This window comes from Gimesia panareensis (assembly GCF_007748155.1).
GTDB classification, from domain to species: Bacteria; Planctomycetota; Planctomycetia; order Planctomycetales; family Planctomycetaceae; genus Gimesia; species Gimesia panareensis.
On the sequence record NZ_CP037421.1, the window covers coordinates 1,879,353 to 1,896,843 of the forward strand.

11 protein-coding genes are annotated in these 17,491 nt (G+C 54.1%); 4 read left to right on the forward strand and 7 right to left on the reverse strand.

Features of this window, described 5'->3' with window-relative positions; genetic code table 11:
* Positions 1–49: 49 nt before the first annotated feature.
* Together Enr10x_RS07120 and Enr10x_RS07125 are read right to left on the reverse strand one after the other, a co-directional pair.
* Entirely contained in the window at positions 50–535 is a 486-nt protein-coding gene (locus tag Enr10x_RS07120; RefSeq protein WP_145105533.1) for a MarR family winged helix-turn-helix transcriptional regulator, read from the reverse strand.
* Positions 536–720: 185 nt separating this feature from the next.
* Positions 721–1,881 carry an AraC family transcriptional regulator gene (locus Enr10x_RS07125; protein WP_145448549.1) on the reverse strand — a complete coding sequence of 387 codons (1,161 nt, stop codon included), beginning with the start codon at positions 1,879–1,881 and terminating at the stop codon, positions 721–723.
* Between the two features lie 220 nt (positions 1,882–2,101).
* Here Enr10x_RS07125 and Enr10x_RS07130 point away from each other — a divergent pair, with 220 nt between their 5' ends.
* Positions 2,102–7,534, forward strand: coding sequence for a neutral/alkaline non-lysosomal ceramidase N-terminal domain-containing protein (locus Enr10x_RS07130; RefSeq protein ID WP_145448550.1), 5,433 nt, complete (start codon positions 2,102–2,104; stop codon positions 7,532–7,534).
* 28 nt (positions 7,535–7,562) lie between these two features.
* Here the strand turns inward: Enr10x_RS07130 and Enr10x_RS07135 are convergent, their stop codons facing one another.
* A complete protein-coding gene (locus Enr10x_RS07135) occupies positions 7,563–8,093 on the reverse strand; it encodes a type 1 glutamine amidotransferase domain-containing protein (RefSeq protein WP_145448551.1) in 531 nt (176 codons plus the stop codon).
* A gap of 50 nt (positions 8,094–8,143) precedes the next feature.
* Entirely contained in the window at positions 8,144–8,686 is a 543-nt protein-coding gene (locus Enr10x_RS07140; protein ID WP_145448552.1) for a hypothetical protein, read from the reverse strand.
* A gap of 138 nt (positions 8,687–8,824) precedes the next feature.
* On the opposite strand from Enr10x_RS07140, the gene Enr10x_RS07145 reads away from it, so the two are divergent.
* On the forward strand, positions 8,825–9,193 hold the full coding sequence (locus Enr10x_RS07145) for a cupin domain-containing protein (protein WP_145448553.1): 369 nt from the start codon (positions 8,825–8,827) through the stop codon (positions 9,191–9,193).
* A gap of 31 nt (positions 9,194–9,224) precedes the next feature.
* Positions 9,225–9,632: a VOC family protein gene (locus Enr10x_RS07150; RefSeq protein ID WP_145448554.1), complete on the forward strand. Its 408-nt coding sequence runs from the start codon at positions 9,225–9,227 to the stop codon at positions 9,630–9,632.
* A 28-nt stretch (positions 9,633–9,660) separates the two neighbouring features.
* Here the strand turns inward: Enr10x_RS07150 and Enr10x_RS07155 are convergent, their stop codons facing one another.
* The 3 genes from Enr10x_RS07155 to Enr10x_RS07165 are packed head-to-tail and all read right to left on the reverse strand — an operon-like array spanning position 9,661 to position 13,537.
* Positions 9,661–11,421: a sugar phosphorylase gene (locus Enr10x_RS07155; RefSeq protein WP_145448555.1), complete on the reverse strand. Its 1,761-nt coding sequence runs from the start codon at positions 11,419–11,421 to the stop codon at positions 9,661–9,663.
* A gap of 4 nt (positions 11,422–11,425) precedes the next feature.
* Complete coding sequence (locus tag Enr10x_RS07160) at positions 11,426–12,646, reverse strand: glycosyltransferase family protein (protein WP_145448556.1); 1,221 nt, start codon at positions 12,644–12,646, stop codon at positions 11,426–11,428.
* 45 nt (positions 12,647–12,691) lie between these two features.
* A complete protein-coding gene (locus tag Enr10x_RS07165; RefSeq protein ID WP_145448557.1) occupies positions 12,692–13,537 on the reverse strand; it encodes an HAD-IIB family hydrolase in 846 nt (281 codons plus the stop codon).
* Between the two features lie 244 nt (positions 13,538–13,781).
* Here Enr10x_RS07165 and Enr10x_RS07170 point away from each other — a divergent pair, with 244 nt between their 5' ends.
* Entirely contained in the window at positions 13,782–17,117 is a 3,336-nt protein-coding gene (locus Enr10x_RS07170; RefSeq protein WP_145448558.1) for a LamG-like jellyroll fold domain-containing protein, read from the forward strand.
* Positions 17,118–17,491: the final 374 nt, after the last annotated feature.

Consider the following 17,491-nt stretch of genomic DNA (forward strand, 5'->3'; position numbering starts at 1 on the left):
GAATCTTAGAAAGCAATTCTCGTTCTCTGGCTAAAAGAACCAGGGAATTTCAGTCCGAACTGGCTGATGTCAGGGAGGTTCGAGCTTTTTCCAGCAGTCGGGACAGTTCGCGGAGCTCGTCTTTGCTGAGGTGCCCGATCAGTTTTCGGTGCAGCTCCAGGTCCGGTTCGTCAATCTGCTTCAGCAGTTTCAGTGCTTTGGGGGTAATCTCGATATAGACTACCCGTCTGTCTTCGGTGCAGCGTTTGCGTTTGACCAGTTCCTGTGCCTGGAGACGGTCCAGCAGCCCGGTAATGGCGGGGACGACCTGTACCATGCGACTGGCGATTTCAAGAGAAGGCATTGGCTTACCTTCCCCACGCAAAATGCGTAAAACATTGTACTGAGAAGGAGTTAAGCCATATTCCCGGAACAGTTTACCGAACTGGTTATGAAAAATATCACTGGTTCGCAGGATATTTAAAATGGCGGCCTGTTCCAGGGAATCGAAAGGCTGTTTCTTTCTTAGCTCTTGTTGGAGATTGCTCTGCGCCATTTTTAGCCCTGATGTAAGAGATGGAATCCGGCTATTTTATGGGTAAGTAATTGAGGCGTCAATAGCCTATGAAAGAGTATCGTTGATCTTATTTCAGTTAGAACATTGATGGAATAAATGATCGCTTTTCACTCGTTGCTTCAAAGTGGTGGTTGTTCCGATTCTGAACTGTGCTGATGGGAACACTAGCGGAACGTTCTCTGTCGAAATTCGGTCGGGGTACAGTTTTCATTCTGTTTAATGATCACGCTCAGGTATGCAGCGCTTGAGAATCCGGACATGGTCGCGATCTGTTCGAGGGTGAAGTCGGTGTCGATCAGAAGTTGTCTGGCGCGGCGCAGACGTTCTTCCGAGATGATCTGGTGCGGTGTCTTCCCGACCAGCCTGATAAAGCGACGTTCCAGGGAACGGCGGGCCAGGTTTACTTCGCGAGCAATCAGGGAGACGCTGATTTTACCACAGGCATTCCGCCTGATGAATTCCAGGGCAGCAGCAATCGCCGGATCATCAACGGCAACGGTGTCTGTGGAACGACGGGGAATCAGCAGGCGGGGAGGGACGAGGATTGTCGAATCGTCTGTCTGCTGACCACGCATCAGACGATCCAGCAGAGCGGCAGCCTGGTAACCGATTTCTTTTGCCTGATGTGAAATGCTGGTTAGTGGCGGGTCGACCACTTCGCAGAAGACATCATCATTGTCGACGCCTACGACAGCCACCTGTTCCGGCACAGCGATTTTGCGTCGACGACACGCATCCAGTACGCAGAGCGCACGCAGGTCGTGTGCCGCCATCAGTCCGACCGGCTTGGGGAGTGACTCCAGCCAGTCGGCCAGATCTTCCTGGCCTCCATTCCAGCTTTCTGCGAATCTCCTGCGGGAGAGGGGAGAATAGATTTCACATTCCGCGCCCTGTTGCTGTGCCTGTCTGGCGAATGCCTGTTGACGGCGGAGCGACCAGTTGGCCCGTTCGACTCCCACAAAGGCAAAATGCCTGAGGTGTCGATTCTGTAAATGTTCAAACGCAATGCGGGCCAGGGCGACATCGTCGGAATAGACGCCGGAAAGTTCCAGGGCCGGGATCTGCTGAAGTGTATCTACCACGGGGACATTGAGAGCCGCCAGGCGCTCTGACATCTGGCGGGAACGGACACGGGCAATGATGCCGTCTCCTTCCCAGCCATTCAGCCAGTCGGGCAGGGATGTCTCCGGTCCCCATTCGTCAATGTAAACCGACCAGGGCCCATGCGTTCGCGAATAAGTCGAGATGCCCTGCAGGATTTCTCTACCGAACGTTTTTGATGTTTCAATGAAAATCGCCACCTGAGGGGTGTCGCGGTCTCGCATGTCTGATTCCGTTAGTTGCAAAATGGTGTCGCAAATTTGAAAGAGATTGACGCATCACTGGATTGATTGCGCCTGTCTGCCGACGTTACACTGAATTGATCATTCGATAATAAAGATTTTTAAAAAATGAAGACAGGCTGGAATTACACGGATTGTTCAATTTACGGATCAATTCACGCGCTTCGATTCCTGGCCGTTTTCAACAACAGGATCAGAGCCCATGCACGCCTTTCGTTTATTAATGACTGCAGTGGTCTTCAGTATTTCTTTTGCCGTTTGTCACGCTGAAAAACCGCAAACCTATTCGGTGGGAATTGCGAAAGTCGATATCACTCCCGATGATCCGGTTCCCCTGAGCGGTTATGCGGCACGCGGATCCAAGCTGATCGGTCAGGTCGAACAGCATCTCTGGGCCCGGGCGATTGCCGTTCAGGATCGGCAGGGAAAACCTCGCGTGCTGATGACTGTCGATAACTGCGGCGTCCCGGCTTCCGTGACGAAACAGGTTGTCGCGAATCTGAAAGCAAAATACGAAATGACGCCGTCTGGTCTGGTGGTCTGTTCGACTCATACACATTCGGCTCCGATGCTGACCGATGTGCTGCCCAATCTATTTACGAAGGATCTGACGGCTGAAGAACAGGCGATTATTGCCCGCTACACTCAGGAACTGACTGAGAAAATGACCCAGGTGGCAGAACAGGCCATTCAGGATATGCAGCCGTCACATCTGGCATGGGGGATCGGAACCGCTACTTTTGCGAAGAACCGCAGGCAGATTACCGGGCCCACCGACCATGATGTTCCGATCCTGTTGGTGAAAAGTCCAGAAGGAAAACGTCGGGCGATCCTGGTGAGCTATGCCTGTCATTGTACGACCCTGGGGCCCGTCCCATTTATGTCGGGGGACTGGGCCGGGTGTGCGGTCGAAGGGATCGAAGCCGATTTTCCGGGCTGCATGGCACTGGTCGCCATTGGTTGTGGCGCGGATCAGAATCCCAAAGTACGCGGAGACGATCAGGGAGCGGCCCGGGTGAATGGACAGGGGATTGCTGATGGAGTCAAACAACGTCTGAAGACGGGCCTGACACCCCTTACCGGCAGTCTGATGACACACAGCGATGAAGTGACGCTGCCGTTAGCGACCTTACCCACAAAAGAAGAGTGGAAGACGCTTGCGGAGAAACCGGGGATCACGGGCTATCATGCACAGAAGAATCTGAAACGCCTGGAGCAGGGGAAGCCGCTGACCGAAAAGATTGATTATCCCGTGAAATCCTGGATCTTTGGCGATGACCTGGCGATGGTGTTTCTTGGTGGGGAAGTCGTCGTCGATTATTCTCTGGCGATCAAGGGGAAGTATGGTGAGAAGGTCTGGGTTTCGTCGTATGCGAATGATGTGCCCTGTTACATTCCTTCCGAGCGTGTGCTCAAAGAAGGGGGCTATGAAGGGCGGAATGCCATGGTCTGGTATGACAAGCCCGGGCCTTTTGCACCGGGGTTGGAGCAGAAGATTCTCAAAACCGTGGAGGCACAGATCCCGGCGTCCTATCAACCAACGGAAGATGTCAGCAAGACGGGGGGAAAGCGACCGCTGACTCCGGAAGAGTCGATTTCCCGGATGAATTTTGCTGACGATCTGCAAGTCGACGTGATCGCAGCCGAGCCGCTGGTGGTGGATCCGGTGGCGGTTGCGTTCGGACCGGATGGTAAGCTGTGGGTCGTGGAAATGCGGGACTATCCACAGGGTATGGATGGCAATCTACAGCCGGGAGGAGTCGTCAAATTTCTGGAAGACCTGGACCAGGACGGGACCTATGACAAAGCGACTGTGTTTCTGAAAGATCTGCCGTTTCCCACCGGGCTGATGGTCTGGAAACAGGGCGTTCTGGTCTGTACCGCCCCCGATGTGATTTATGCGGAAGACACAGATGGCGACGGTAAAGCCGACATTAACCGTAAAGTGTTGACTGGTTTTGCCACTCATAATTATCAGGCCCGGGTCAACAGCCTGACACCCGGTCTGGATAACTGGGTGTATGCATCGGGAGGGCTGTTTGGCGGGATCATCAAGTCGTTTAACGGTCAGACCGTCAATGTGACGAACCGCGATTTCCGTTTTCATCCCGAGACGGGAGAACTGGAGCCGGTCAGTGGGCGGACCCAGCAGGGGCGCGTACGCGATGACTGGGGCGACTGGTTTGGCTGTCGCAACGGGAGCCTGTGTGTGCATTATCCGGTGGATGAATCGTACTACCGCAAGAACCCGTACGTGGTCTCACCTCCGGCTGAAGTGGCCGTTCCCCGTGGTGATGATGCCAGCCAGTTGTACCCCGTGGGGGAACTGGTGCAGTTCCATTTGAGTGGTCAGCGTGGCCGACCGACGTCTGCCTGTGGCCTGGGGCTCTATCGGGATGTCGCTCTGGGCAAGCCTTTTTATGAAAACGCCTTTGTCTGTGAACCGGTCAATCAACTGGTACACCGCAGGGTGCTCAAGCCTGAGGGGGTGACTTTTGCCGGCTACCGAGCGAAAGAGGAACAGGATCGTGAATTTCTGACTTCGACCGATAACTGGTTTCGTCCCGTTCAGGCGCGGACAGCCCCCGATGGTTCGCTGCTGATCGTGGATATGTACCGTTACCTGATTGAGCATCCCAAATTTCTGTCTCCGGAGTCGGTCCAGAAACTGAATGTCCGCGCAGGAGAAACTCGCGGGCGTATCTATCGCGTGACACGCAAAGGGCAAAAGCGCCAGCCGATTCCGAATCTGAAACAGTCTGGTACTCCGGAACTGGCCGCTCTGATGAAAAGCACAAACGGAACTCTACGCGACATGGTGCAACAGGAGCTGCGCCTGCGCGAAGATCAGAGTGCCGTCCCTGTTTTGAAACAGATCGCAGCCGAGGCCGAATTTCCTGCCTCACGTCTGCAGGCCCTGTGTACGCTGGATGCACTGCAGGCACTCTATGCCGATCTGTTGCTGCCGCGTATCAGTGATGCGCATCCGGGAGTCCGCCGGGAAGCAATTCGTCTGGCTGAGCCGTTTCTGAATGAATCGCCTGAATTGGCACAGGCGGTGCTGACACGGGCGCAACAGGAAAAAGACGAAGCCGTCATTTTGCAACTGGCATACTCCTTGGGGGATTTGAAAGGTGAGAAAGCCACGGATGCGCTATTGAAATTAATGCAGCAGCATGCAGACAGCATTTATATTCGTTCTGCAGTGCTGACGAGCTTTGAGCCAGACCGATTGCCGTCCGCGATTGCCGCGTTGCTGCCTCAGGTCGCAGTGAATCCCAGGGTGTTACCCGTCTTAAATGCACTGACAGGAATGGCGATCGCCACGAAGCAGCCTGCGGTTTTGAAAGAGATCGCTGTCCAGCTGACAAAGTATGCTGCCGGGAGTCAGCAGGTACAGTCCTGGGAATGGAACCTGCTGGCGCAGCTCCTGCATACATCTCAGGTAGGGCAACTGGAGAAGTCAGATGGATTTCAAAAGCAGCTCGCCGGTTTGAGTGAGCGGGCGCGGAAGCTGGTAGCTGACGAAGATCAGCCAGCGGATGAGCGGGTGGCGGCACTGGAATTCGTGCTCAGTCTCAAACAGAATCAGGCTGACCTGGATTTTGTTTCAGATTTGCTCTCCCCCCAGAGTCCGTTGAAGCTGCAGATTGCGGCGCTGCGGAATCTGATCGCTACCCAGAACCCGGAGGCCCTGGCGCTGGTGTTCGAAAACTGGAAGCAGTTCACTCCCGCATTGCAGGAAGAAGTCCTGAATCAGCTGCTGCTGCGGGAATCGACGACGGTAGCGCTCCTCAAACAGGTGGAGCAGAAGCAGGTTCAACCCTCCCAGATCGATCTCACGAATCAGCAGCGACTGCTCGAACATAAGAATGCCAAAATTAAACAACACGCTCAGAAACTGTTTTCTGCCGCCAGCAGTGCCAGCCGGGCACAGGTGTTGAAACAGTATCAGTCAATTGACTTGAAGCAGGGCAACCTGGAACGGGGGCGGCAGGTCTTCGAAAAACAGTGTGCCAACTGTCATCGTCTGGATGGCAAAGGACATATTGTCGGTCCGGATCTGGCAGCTCTGACGGATCAGTCGAAGTCATTTCTGCTGACATCAATCCTGGATCCGAACAAAGCCGTCGACGGCCGCTACGCTTCCTACCTGGCGGTGACCGAGGATGGGAAGCTCAATACGGGGATTCTGGTTTCAGAGCAGAGCAACAGTATTACGCTCAAGGCACAGCAGGGAAAAGTGCAGACCATCCTCAGAGCTCAAATTGAAGAGCTGATTAATTCCGGTAAATCGCTGATGCCCGAAGGACTGGAGCGGGAAATTCCACCTGCAGCGATGGCGGATCTGCTGGTGTATCTGCAGGAACACAGTGCTCCCGTGAAATACAAATACGCGGGAGTGGTCACGCCCGATGCGAACTATCCGGACGATCGGCAGAAACCGAAACTGGTAGACCGCATGAACGGGTCTCCTCGATTCAACGACGGTCAGTGGGTCGGTTTCCGCTTTGCCGGCGAGCATCCTCAGCCACGGATCGAATTGGATCTGGGGAAAAAGCTGCCGTTACAGTCATTGCGGATCGTGTACGGCGTGAATCACGAACCGGGTTCGATTCATGCTCCCCGGGCAGTGCGGCTTTCGTTCAGTAATAACGGGAAAGAGTTTGGAAATCCCATGCAGTTCTCGGAGTTCGATAATCACCCGGATGGGCTGGGCCTATATGAAATTGATCGTCGCATGATCGAAATCAAATTCCCCGAGCAGCGGGCACGGTTCGTGCGTGTCGATTTTCAGAGTGCAGGCCGCTGGCTGTTTCTCTCGGAAGTCTCGCTGGCCAGTACTGCCACCAGCGATCAGCATCAGGCGGTTCCCGCCAGTCCGGGTGCAGAGCAGAACGCGCCGGCAGGCGTCGATCCGGTGGCCAAAATCAAATCACTGGTCGCAGATGTGAAAGTGGGGACGCCTGACGAATATCGCAATATTCCGGAGATCTGGAGACAGGCGATTGCTGCCGGGAAACGGAACCAGGATACAGAACTTCAAAGGTTGCTGGCTGCGACATTGCCGGGCTTTGGAGAGTCATTAGAACGCTGGCAGGCGGTGGTCATTGGCGGTGGCATCATCAATGGAATCACGATCGCGGGCGACTGGCCCCGCACCAGAATTGAAAACATCCTGAAAGCCACTCCTCCCCTGGAGGTTCGCTGGAAACAGTCGCTGTATGCTGCGGTTAAAATGGCCGATGACCCCAAGATCAAATCGGGAACCCGCTACGATGCACTGCGGATGGTGGCGATGCTCGACTACGAGAAGTGCCAGGAGCAGTTGAAACGCTATCTGATGGATGCGAAGCAGGCCGAACTACAGATGGGGGCTGTCAGTGGACTGGGCGACATTGAGTCTCCGCAAGCCACACAGGATCTCATCGCTGCATTGCCAAAGTTGACACAACGCAATCGAAAGCTGGCTGTCGAAGCATTGATCCGCACCGATGCCCGGGCACTGGCACTGCTGCAGGCACTGGAGAAAAAACAGCTGACTGCGGAACTGGTTGATGAGGCCGTTCAGCAGCAGCTGAAGATGTCAGGCAATCCTGATGTCAAACGACTGGCGGCAGCTGTCTTTAAGTAAGGGGGCAGATCCTGCTGACAGTCCCCGTTTACAGTAAGACTTCCAGGATGCCTCTGCAAAAATCGGGCAGGTCGCCCGGTCGGCGACTGCAGACAAAATGCCGGTCGACGACAACCGGTGCGTCTTCCCAGATGGCCCCGGCGTTGACCAGATCGTCCTTGATCCCGGGTGAGCCGGTGACTTTGACTCCCTGATAGATGCCGGCCGAGATGGGCATCCAGCCGCCGTGACAGATGGCGGCGATAAGTTTTTCGCTGGCATGGAATTCCTGGAGTAGCGAAAGGACTTTGTCATAGCGGCGGAGTTTGTCAGGCATCCACCCGCCGGCACAGATTACGCCCTGGTAATCGCTGGACTGAATGCTGTCGATGGTGGCTTCAGAAACAGCCGGGTATCCATGTTTGCCCAGGTAGGTCTGATTTGCTTCCAGGCCCGCCATGATGGTTTCCGCGCCTGCTTCTTCGAGGCGGAGCTTGGGGTACCAGAGTTCAAGATCTTCGTAGTCCGCTCCCACGAACAGCAGAAATTTCTGGCCAGCGAGGGGGAGTGAATCAGTCATGGTGTATCCTTATAGATGATGAAATTCTATCAATAATTCAGTTTGATTTGTTATGCAGCCGGCCAGAAGAATCCAAAAATCAGACCGACAATCACTGCGTATAGAATCGATTCGATAATATGTCCAGTGATCCGGTTATGAAACCAGATGGCATGCTGCACGATGGCAGACAGAAACGTGAGTAACGCGGCAAAGGCAAAGAAACGAAAGACCGCAACGAATTCTGTGCCTGGTGCGAGTGCCAGCGTTGAGAGGCAGGCCAGAGCAAAACTGATGACGAGGAAGTAGAGGAATGTCAGTCCCAGGTTTTTTCCCATATTGACTTTGTCAAACAGGGTGATGATTCCGCGGGGGCCCTGTTCCCATTTCTGCTGATACGTTTCGCTTTTCATCTCATCCGGGGTTTTACAGCCGGGAAACATGTAGCTGCCTTGGGGAAGGCCCAGGTCTCTTAACGCATCAAGGAACTCGTCCTCCTGTTCTATTTTAATCCAGTCGGCCCGATGGAGCTGAAAGACCATCCAGGACAGGAAGCTGGCAAAGAACAGCGCAACGGCAGATAACAGGACAGGTACGAGGAGACTTGCTATCATGTCTTTTACTCCCGGATGAAACTGGAAACGGATGTGCTGGAATGTTTCGGCTTCATGATAAAAATTCAAGACCGACATTCCTAGTACCTGACCGGAGAATCATCGCTGCAAACCCGATAAAGATCAGAAAGGAACAGGATGCCTCAATTTATTGAACAACCCGTGATTGTGAAAGCAGCCGGCAATAAACCCAAGCAGATTGAAGAGTTCGCAGGGCGGGTGAATACCGGAGACGAATCGATCAGCATCGCCCGCATGGTTTCTCCGGGGGGCTGGGTGGAACCGGCGCAGACACCTGACTTTCGCGAAATGTCGGTGGTTCTGAAAGGGACGCTGCAGGTCGAAACGCGCGAAGGAATCTGCGAAGTCAAAGCGGGTCAGGCGATTGTGCTGGAGCCGGGGGAGTGGGTTCGATATAGTACACCTGATCCGGAGGGGGCCGAGTATATCGCGGTCTGCACGCCCGCGTTCTCGCCGGAAACCGTTCATCGCGACGAGGAATCCTGAGCTGTCACCGTACTGTCAAGGAGCAAAACTGATGTCGTCACGTCCCACTGCTATTCAGGAACTGGTTCCACTGCTGTTTGTGGATGATGTCACTCACTCGGTTGCCTTTTATCAGGACCTGCTGGGATTTGAGCTGACACTCAAGTGGGAACCGGAAGGGAAACTCTCCTGGTGTCGACTCGAGAGGGGCAGTGCAGCACTGATGCTGCAACAGGCCTGCCCTGATGAAGACGGAACGGTAGAGGAACGCTGCAAGGGGGTGGGCTTCTTTTTTCTGTGTGATGACGCGCAGGCGATGTATGACGAGCTGCTTGGGAAGGGGCTGGACCTGGAACCGCCGCAAGTCGCCTTCTATGGAATGAACCAGCTGTTTCTCAAAGACCCCGATGGTTACGAGCTCTGTTTTCAGAACCAGGTGGCCGCTCCCGCAACGTCCTAGGTCGTCGCTGTCTCCCAATCAGACTGGGTTACTCGCGATCGAAGAGGTTGGTCAACCAGACTACCTGGTACGGCTCAAGCACCAGGTCTGCTCTGAGGTCGGAGTAGATTTCTCCGCTGATTAAGTCGATCCAGGAATCGGTGCCGATCAGATTGATTTCTGACAGGGGGACGATCTGCTGCTCGTTCGAAACATTGTTCAACGCAAAGATACTCTGCTGGCGGTCCATGCTTTGACGCCAGAAGGCAAATACGGCATCTCCCAGGTGCAGCGTGAACTGAGTGGCGTTGGGGTGGAAGGCAGGTTGACGTCTGCGGACCTGGAGCAGATGGCAGAGTCCTTTGAAAACGTGTGCATGCGAGAACTCATCGTCAGCGAGGACTGCCTGTAGTTGCTCATAGTCCCAGCGATGCCGGTTGATCGAGCGATTATGACCGGTCCGTTCCACAGCTTCCTGATCGTTGTGCGTTCCCAGAAAACTGTGGATATAAATCGCGGGGATGCCTTCCAGGGCGATCATGATGGCATGGGCGCAGAGAAAGCGGGGGATTTGCCACTCGTCTTCCCCCTCAAGTGTGCCTTGCATAGCATCAAACAGGGAGATATTAATTTCGTAAGGCCGCATGCCACCCCCGGCGAGAGACCGCATCGAAATGCGACCGCCGAACTGTTCCATCATCGCGACCATCTGGCTGATTTCGTCTTCGTCCATCAGACCTTCTGCCGGCCGGAGACCAATGCCGTCATGGGAGGCGATGAAGTTGAGATAAGTCGTGCCGTGCAATGCCGGGGGCATGCTCATCATCCAGGTTTTCAGATGCTGGCAACTTCCGCAAAGCAGCGCATTGACCAGCAGAGGCGGCAGTGAGAAATTATAGATCGCATGGGCTTCGTTCGAGTTGCCGAAGTAAGCCAGGTTTTCGCGATTGGGAATGTTGGTTTCAGTGAGGATCATCGCCTGCGGAGCGACAAACTGGATCAGGGTTCTGAGCAGTCGGACGATTTCATGAGTTTCCGGCAGGCTCAGGCAGCTGGTTCCCGGGACCTTCCAGATGAAAGCGACCGCGTCCAGACGGAAAATCTGTACGCCATGGTCCAGGTACAGCCTGACGATTTTGACGACTTCTTTCAGCAGCAGAGGCTCTGCAAAATTCAGGTCGATCTGGTCATGGCTGAAGGTGCACCAGACGTAGCGCGGCTCCTGTGGTGTGTCGATTCGTTGCAGCAGTTCATTCGTGCGGGGGCGGACCACTTCGGAGAGATCATCGTCCGGACTGGCGCAGAAAAAGAAGTCTGTTCCGGGGAATTCTCCCCGTTTGAACTGCTCAAACCATTCGCTCTGACTGGAGCAATGGTTGATGACCAGGTCGGACATCAGCTGGAATTTGTCGGCGATGGCATTGACGTCGTCCCAGTCTCCCAGTTGGTGATTGACCTCGTGATAGTCGATCACGGAAAAGCCATCATCCGAGCTGTAGGGGAAGAAGGGGAGAATATGGATGCCATTAATAGTGTTGCTGAGATATTCTTCCGAGAAATGCAGCAATGTTTCCAGGGGATGCTCGCCTTCCCTGAGCAGGCTGTCACCATAGGTGATCATGACGACATTCTTCTGGTCCCAGTGGTTCTGATGCGTTTCCGGTGTCTGGCATTGCCCGTCCGGGCACATGATGTCAATTAAATCCTGGGCGAATGCTGCATGATCCAGGTCAGGGTAAATGACCTTGAGATGGTTTTCGACCATGAAACGGTATTCACTGATCGCGGTGTGCTCGACAGGTTCAGTCATAGTTTCAGAGATACTCCCGGTAGTCATCTTCAACGGCGGTACACAGGCGGGCAAAGATATCGGGGACCGCGCTCTGGACGCGGTTCCAGCTGGGGATAAACGGTGTTTCCATGGGATTGTCCAGGAAGTGAATGCCTGCTTTTAGCACATTTTCAGCAAACAGTTCAACGGCTTTTTCCTCGTTATGGACATCCAGCGCCAGTCCGTTAATGATGGCGTCGTTACGATAGGTCTCGATGAAGTCCAGCGCGATCCGGTAATAAGTCGCTTTGATAGAGCGGAATGTTTCTGTCGAAAAGACCACGCCATTGGTGGCGAGTTTGCGAAAGATCCCTTTGGAGATATCGATCGACATTTTCGAGAGGCCGGCCTGGGCATCGTCGACGGAGAGCTTCTGATGTTTGTGATCGTATCGATCGGCAATGTCGACCTGGCACAGACGGTTGGTCGAGTAATTGCGTTTGACTTCCGAGAGCACACCGATCTCGAGTCCCCAGTCGCTGGGAATGCGAATGTCGTTGATGACATCGGTGCGGAATGAAAACTCTCCTGCCAGCGGATAGCGGTAACTGTCCAGATATTCGAGGTAATCCAGGGAGCCGAGGATTTTCTTTAAGGCACGGAGCAAGGGAGTCACCAGCAAACGGGTGACACGACCATTCATTTTGTTTTCTGCCACGCGGGCGTAATAGCCTTTACAGAACTGATAGTTGAAACTGGGATTGGCCACCGGATAAATCAGCCGTGCGAGCATACTGCGATCGTAGGTCAGAATGTCACAGTCGTGCAGGGCGACGGAGGATGCGGTTCCCTGGGCCAGCACATAGCCGAGACAGAACCAGACATTACAGCCTTTCCCCAGCTCGTTGGGGGCCAGTCCCTGACTTTGTAACAGACTGTTGACTTCCTGCAGGCGGGGACCGTCGTTCCAGAGGATGCGATGTTTTTGCGGCAGGCGGCTGAAGAAGCGAATCGCGTGTTTGTATTGGCTTTCGTCGGCCCGGTCGAGGCCGATGACGATTTCTTTCAGGTAACTGACCTGTGCCAGTTCGGTGACGATTTTATCGAGGGCCGGCCCTTCCAGCTCGCTGTAGAGGCAGGGCAGTACCAGACTCATGGGGCGAATTTCTGAGAACTGCAGCAGTTCGGCTTCCATCTCGGCCAGTGACCGGGACGAGAGATTATGCAGGGTCGTAATGATTCCGTTTTGGTAGAAGTCTCCCATACCAGATCTCCCTCATCAATGTTTGAGCGCCACAACACGGGATGATCAGATTCGTTCGTCATCCAGTATTCGGGTCAATGCATCGGTCCAGCCTTGCGGACCGGTTTCCTCTGTGATTATGACCGCAGACTGCTTTTCAAGATCAGGAGGTTCATGATGGGAAGAGCGCACAATGACTGCGATGTCTGCTGCGTTTAACATGGCCACATCATTCTGACTGTCGCCCAGCGCCACAAAACGGGGCACGGGCAGGTCGGAATCTGCGAACCAGTTGCGAAACCATTGCAGACATTTACCTTTGTCACACGCACCAATCACATGCACAAACCGGCCGCCACGCAGCAGCCGCAGACCATGATTGGCAATCAGTGCTTCAAACTTACGCAATTGATGTGCCGAGTCCTGCCAAATCAGGGGTTCGGAGAATTCCCGGGTCATCGCGAGCTTGGCTTCGGTTTCCGATAACCCCGTATATGCAATGACTTCAGCGACTTCCATATCTGCAAATCCGGTAAACAGGAATTTTTCCTCCGCGCGGAATTTTTGAATCAGAGACAGGATTTCTGAGCGGACTGCCCCTAAAACATGCACCTGATCTCCTGAATTTTGGGCAGGCTGCGAAGAGAGAAAGCCACTCGGCAGATAGAGCGCAGAGCCATTTTCCACAACATAAGGATCGGTATTATTGAGCGACTTGCGCAGGGCCAACAGCTCTGCCGCCGTCTTACTGGTATTCAAGATCAGTGGAATTCCGGATGTTCGCAGGCGATCCATGACGGGGATCGCAGGAGCATAAGAATAGGTGTTGTGGTCCAGCAGGGTGCCGTCCAGATCGGTCATCACAATCAACGGGGGAGAGACAGCGGGATGACCGGGGGTGAAATCAGACATGAGCAGAGTATGACTCAGTAAGACAGGAATAAAAAACGGAGAGCGCAGTGATCACGAAGTCGATCGATCGCGATCATAGCAGGATTGGATGGTGTAAACAAACGGGGGACAGAGCAGACAGGGCGTAGACAAGTGTCTGACCACAGTGAGTTTTCAGCTGGAAATGGACTTGATAAAATTCAAACAGAAATAACTTTAAAAAGTTCATAAATTCGCAATTTAGAAATACTGCAGGTAGATTTTCATGTTGAAATCATTTATTGCATTCGGGCTCGGACTGGTCATTCTCAGTTCTGCTTTCACAGCACGTGCAGCAGAACCAGTGAAAAGCGACCTGCAGGAGCCGTGGCAGTCTCAGTACACAAAAGAGAATGCAACCGGCAAGCATGTGCTGGGATTATGGACCTTTGATGGCAAAACACCGGGCGCGGATCTTTCGGAGTACAAGCAGGACGCAACGTTCGATGGAGCCGTGATCGAACCACAGGGACGTTTCGGGGCCGCCATGCGTTCCTTTCCCGGTTTTCCGGTGATCGACAAACGGCACTGGGCGCTGGTGAAAGATGCGCCGCATCTCTCGCCCCGCGGTGCGTTCACCCTGGAGATGTGGATCAAGCCGGAGAAAGATATCGAGAAAGCGGTATCGGCTTTTCTGCTGGATAAAAAATATGTGAGCGACACGGATTACCAGTTGCTGTTTACCCGAGCGGGCCGGACTGGCTCGCGGACGTTGAAGGCAATGCTGGGGTTTGGCAATACGTCTGAGACCTGGTTTTCAGATCCGCTGCAACTGGAGCCCGAGACCTGGTATCACGTGGCCTTTCTGTATAACGGCGCGGGGCGTGGGCGCTTTCTGATTAACGGCATCCCCTGGGGAGAGAAGACGGTCAGTAATGTGGGGGCGATTGCAGCCGGCTCCCGATTTCTGACGATCGGAGACCGCAACGGAAGCAATTATGGCGGCTTTCCCGGTCTGATCGATCAGGTGCGGATCAGTGAGGGAGAACTGGAATTTCGCCCCGTACGTTTTGAACGGATCTCACAACGGTCCTGTTTTGTACGCATGGAGCCGAATCGGACACTCGATTTCGAAGTCACCAATCTGCAGCGTACGCCGTTACCAGAAGCGACGGTCACCTGGTCTCTCAACGGACTGGTGCAGGGGACCTCGACGTTGAAAAACCTGGCGCCGGGTGAGCCGCACACGGTTTCTTTCCCTTTGAATACGGCTCTACGTCCCGACAAATATGAATTGAAAGCAGTACTGAATACCGGGGAGAAGTCAGGCACGACCGCCGAAGCATCCTTTCCGATTCAGATTGTGGCGCGACCTTTGCCGGATCGGTTTCCTGTGGTGATGTGGGGGGCCAACATCAACGAGATTGATCGGCTGAAAGAGATCGGTTTTACGCACGCGACGGGCTTCCGGGCGAACTATTCCAAGATCTGGAAAGCGGGCAAGCCGACCCTGGCCGATGAAGAAGAACAGGTGCAGGTCATGCGGGAAGGACTGGATCGGGGACTGGCGAATGGAATTTCATTTTATGCCGGTCTCTCACCGGGAGCCTGGTTGCGGAGCCAGGAAACGTTACAGCGTGTGGACCGGGATGGTTCGCATCATGCAAGTCGTGAGGATATCTGCCCACTGTTTCCGCAGATCAAAGAGTTCTGCTATAACGTGGGCGTATCGGTGGCCCAGACCTATGGTGACTATCCGGCTTTTGATTCAGCGCTGCTGCATACCGAAGTCCGCGGTCATTCGCGTCCCTGCTTTCACGAACATGACCGGGAAGCGTTCCGCAAGTTTGCCGGCATTGACATTCCCGCTGAAGCGGGGCCGCCGCGGGGCGTGGACTACAAAAAACTGAAGGACTTCCCCTCTGACAGAATCATCAAAGACGACCATCCGTTGTACGTCTATTACAAATGGCACTGGAAGACGGGCGACGGCTGGAATGATCTGAACAGTGATCTGGAGCGGGGATTGAATTCGACCGACAAGCAGATCTGGACGTGGTACGATCCGGCCATGCGGGTGGCGAGTGTATTTGGTTCAGGGGGCAACGTCGATTATCTTTCCCACTGGACCTATACGTATCCGGATCCGATCCGAATCAATGTGGTATTGGATGAACTGTTCGCCATGGCCCGCGGTTCCCGCAAACACCAGGATGTGATGAAGATGACGCAGATCATCTGGTATCGTTCGCAGACCGCACCGCAGGCGAAGAAGTCTGACAAGGATACACCTCCCCTGGCGAGTTGGGAACGCGAGCAGCCGGATGCCCCGTTTATTACGATTGCCCCCATGCAGTTACGGGAGGCTTTCTGGGCCAAGATATCCCGTCCGATCAAAGGGATCATGTATCATGGCTGGCAGTCTCTGGTGCCGACCGAGTCGACGAGCGGGTACCGCTATACCAATCCCCAGACGCAGTACGAACTGACGCGATTGATTCATGACGTGGTGCAGCCTTTGGGACCGGCGCTGAAGCAGATGCCTGGTTCCCGGAATGACATTGCTTACTACGAGAGCTTTGCAGCGCAGGTCTTCGCCCGGCGGGGAACTTATGGCTGGAATGGTTACTGGCTGGGAGATGCCCACCAGATGCTGCAGTGGGCGGGTCTGCAGACGGACGTCATCTTTGACGAATCGATTCAGCAGAACGGGCTGGATCAATACAAGGTTCTGTTCATGATGGACTGCGATGTGGTGACCGAATCGATTTTGAAAGCGATCCAGGCGTTTCAGAAACGGGGAGGCATCGTGGTTGCCGATGAGCATGTGGCGCCGGGAGTCAAGCCGGATCTGGTGATTGTTTCTTACAGGCGGACTGGCAAAGCGGACCAGGACAAACAGGAACTGCAGGAAAAAGCGCTGCAACTGCGTCAGGCACTGGCTGGCAAATACGAACGGTATCTGGATTCCTCAAACCCGGATGTCATTCCCTACTGCCGGCGGGGGAGTCAAGCGGACTATCTGTTTGTGGTGAACGATCGCCGCGAATTTGGTGATTATGTAGGCCAGCATGGGCGCGTGATGGAGAATGGAGTGCCCGCTGCGACAACCTTATCGCTGAATCGGTCCGCAGGTTACCTGTATGACCTGGTGCGGCATCAGCCTGTCTCGACGAAACAGGCTGGGGCAAAGCAGACGGCTGTGATTCAACTGGCACCCGGTTCAGGCGGGATTTATCTCTCGTCAGACCAACCGATTTCCGGTGTAACGGTGCAGGCGCCGGAAAAACTGAAACGTGGAGAAAGCGGCACGATTTCCCTCAAAGTCATCGATCCACAGGGGCAGCCGGTGTCTGCGGTGATTCCGGTCGAAGTTTCGATCGAGGATGCCGAAGGGCGTGTGGCAGAATTTTCCGGTTACCGGGCACTGGTAGACGGGAAACAGGATTTTCAGATTCAGATCGCGCCCAATGACAAGGCGGGGGTCTGGTGCATTCGCGTCAAAGAGCTGGCTTCCGGGAAAAGCACGTCTGCCTTTTTCCGGGTGAGCGATGACAATTCTGCCGTGAAACCCCACGGGCGCAATATTAAGGGGTTTAATCCGGAACAGCCTGCCGGCTGATTTCTGACTGCTGGTTTCTCTCCCGGCTGATTCTGCAGGCGTTGATCTGGAATTCCGCTTTGAAAACGGTCGGATCTGTGTGTTGCTGCGCTGATTCTCGCGCTTTTCCTGTACGCAGATGCGCTCTGAAAAGTCTGTTTTCTTATTGAATGTTACATCTCGATTTCACGAAACATTAATCTGAAAAATTATTTGCTTGAATCATGCCTCACTGGTTGGGGCTTTTTTTTCAGGAATTTCCGTCAAGGTTATTTCTTCGTTTACTCACAGATTCTTAATAAATCAGCTCTAAGATGCCTGTCATGTCTGATGCGGGTATTCCTTCGTTTCAGATCGCGAAATCCCCTGAAAGTTGCTTTCGGTCGAGTTCACTG

What these genes read in the sequence shown, in the direction of transcription:
- Enr10x_RS07120 (WP_145105533.1), bottom strand. Translation starts at nt 535, where the DNA reads ATGGCGCAGAGCAATCTCCAACAAGAGCTAAGAAAGAAACAGCCTTTC.
- Enr10x_RS07125 (WP_145448549.1), bottom strand. Translation starts at nt 1,881, where the DNA reads ATGCGAGACCGCGACACCCCTCAGGTGGCGATTTTCATTGAAACATCA.
- Enr10x_RS07130 (WP_145448550.1), top strand. Translation starts at nt 2,102, where the DNA reads ATGCACGCCTTTCGTTTATTAATGACTGCAGTGGTCTTCAGTATTTCT.
- Enr10x_RS07135 (WP_145448551.1), bottom strand. Translation starts at nt 8,093, where the DNA reads ATGACTGATTCACTCCCCCTCGCTGGCCAGAAATTTCTGCTGTTCGTG.
- Enr10x_RS07140 (WP_145448552.1), bottom strand. Translation starts at nt 8,686, where the DNA reads ATGATAGCAAGTCTCCTCGTACCTGTCCTGTTATCTGCCGTTGCGCTG.
- Enr10x_RS07145 (WP_145448553.1), top strand. Translation starts at nt 8,825, where the DNA reads ATGCCTCAATTTATTGAACAACCCGTGATTGTGAAAGCAGCCGGCAAT.
- Enr10x_RS07150 (WP_145448554.1), top strand. Translation starts at nt 9,225, where the DNA reads ATGTCGTCACGTCCCACTGCTATTCAGGAACTGGTTCCACTGCTGTTT.
- Enr10x_RS07155 (WP_145448555.1), bottom strand. Translation starts at nt 11,421, where the DNA reads ATGACTGAACCTGTCGAGCACACCGCGATCAGTGAATACCGTTTCATG.
- Enr10x_RS07160 (WP_145448556.1), bottom strand. Translation starts at nt 12,646, where the DNA reads ATGGGAGACTTCTACCAAAACGGAATCATTACGACCCTGCATAATCTC.
- Enr10x_RS07165 (WP_145448557.1), bottom strand. Translation starts at nt 13,537, where the DNA reads ATGTCTGATTTCACCCCCGGTCATCCCGCTGTCTCTCCCCCGTTGATT.
- Enr10x_RS07170 (WP_145448558.1), top strand. Translation starts at nt 13,782, where the DNA reads ATGTTGAAATCATTTATTGCATTCGGGCTCGGACTGGTCATTCTCAGT.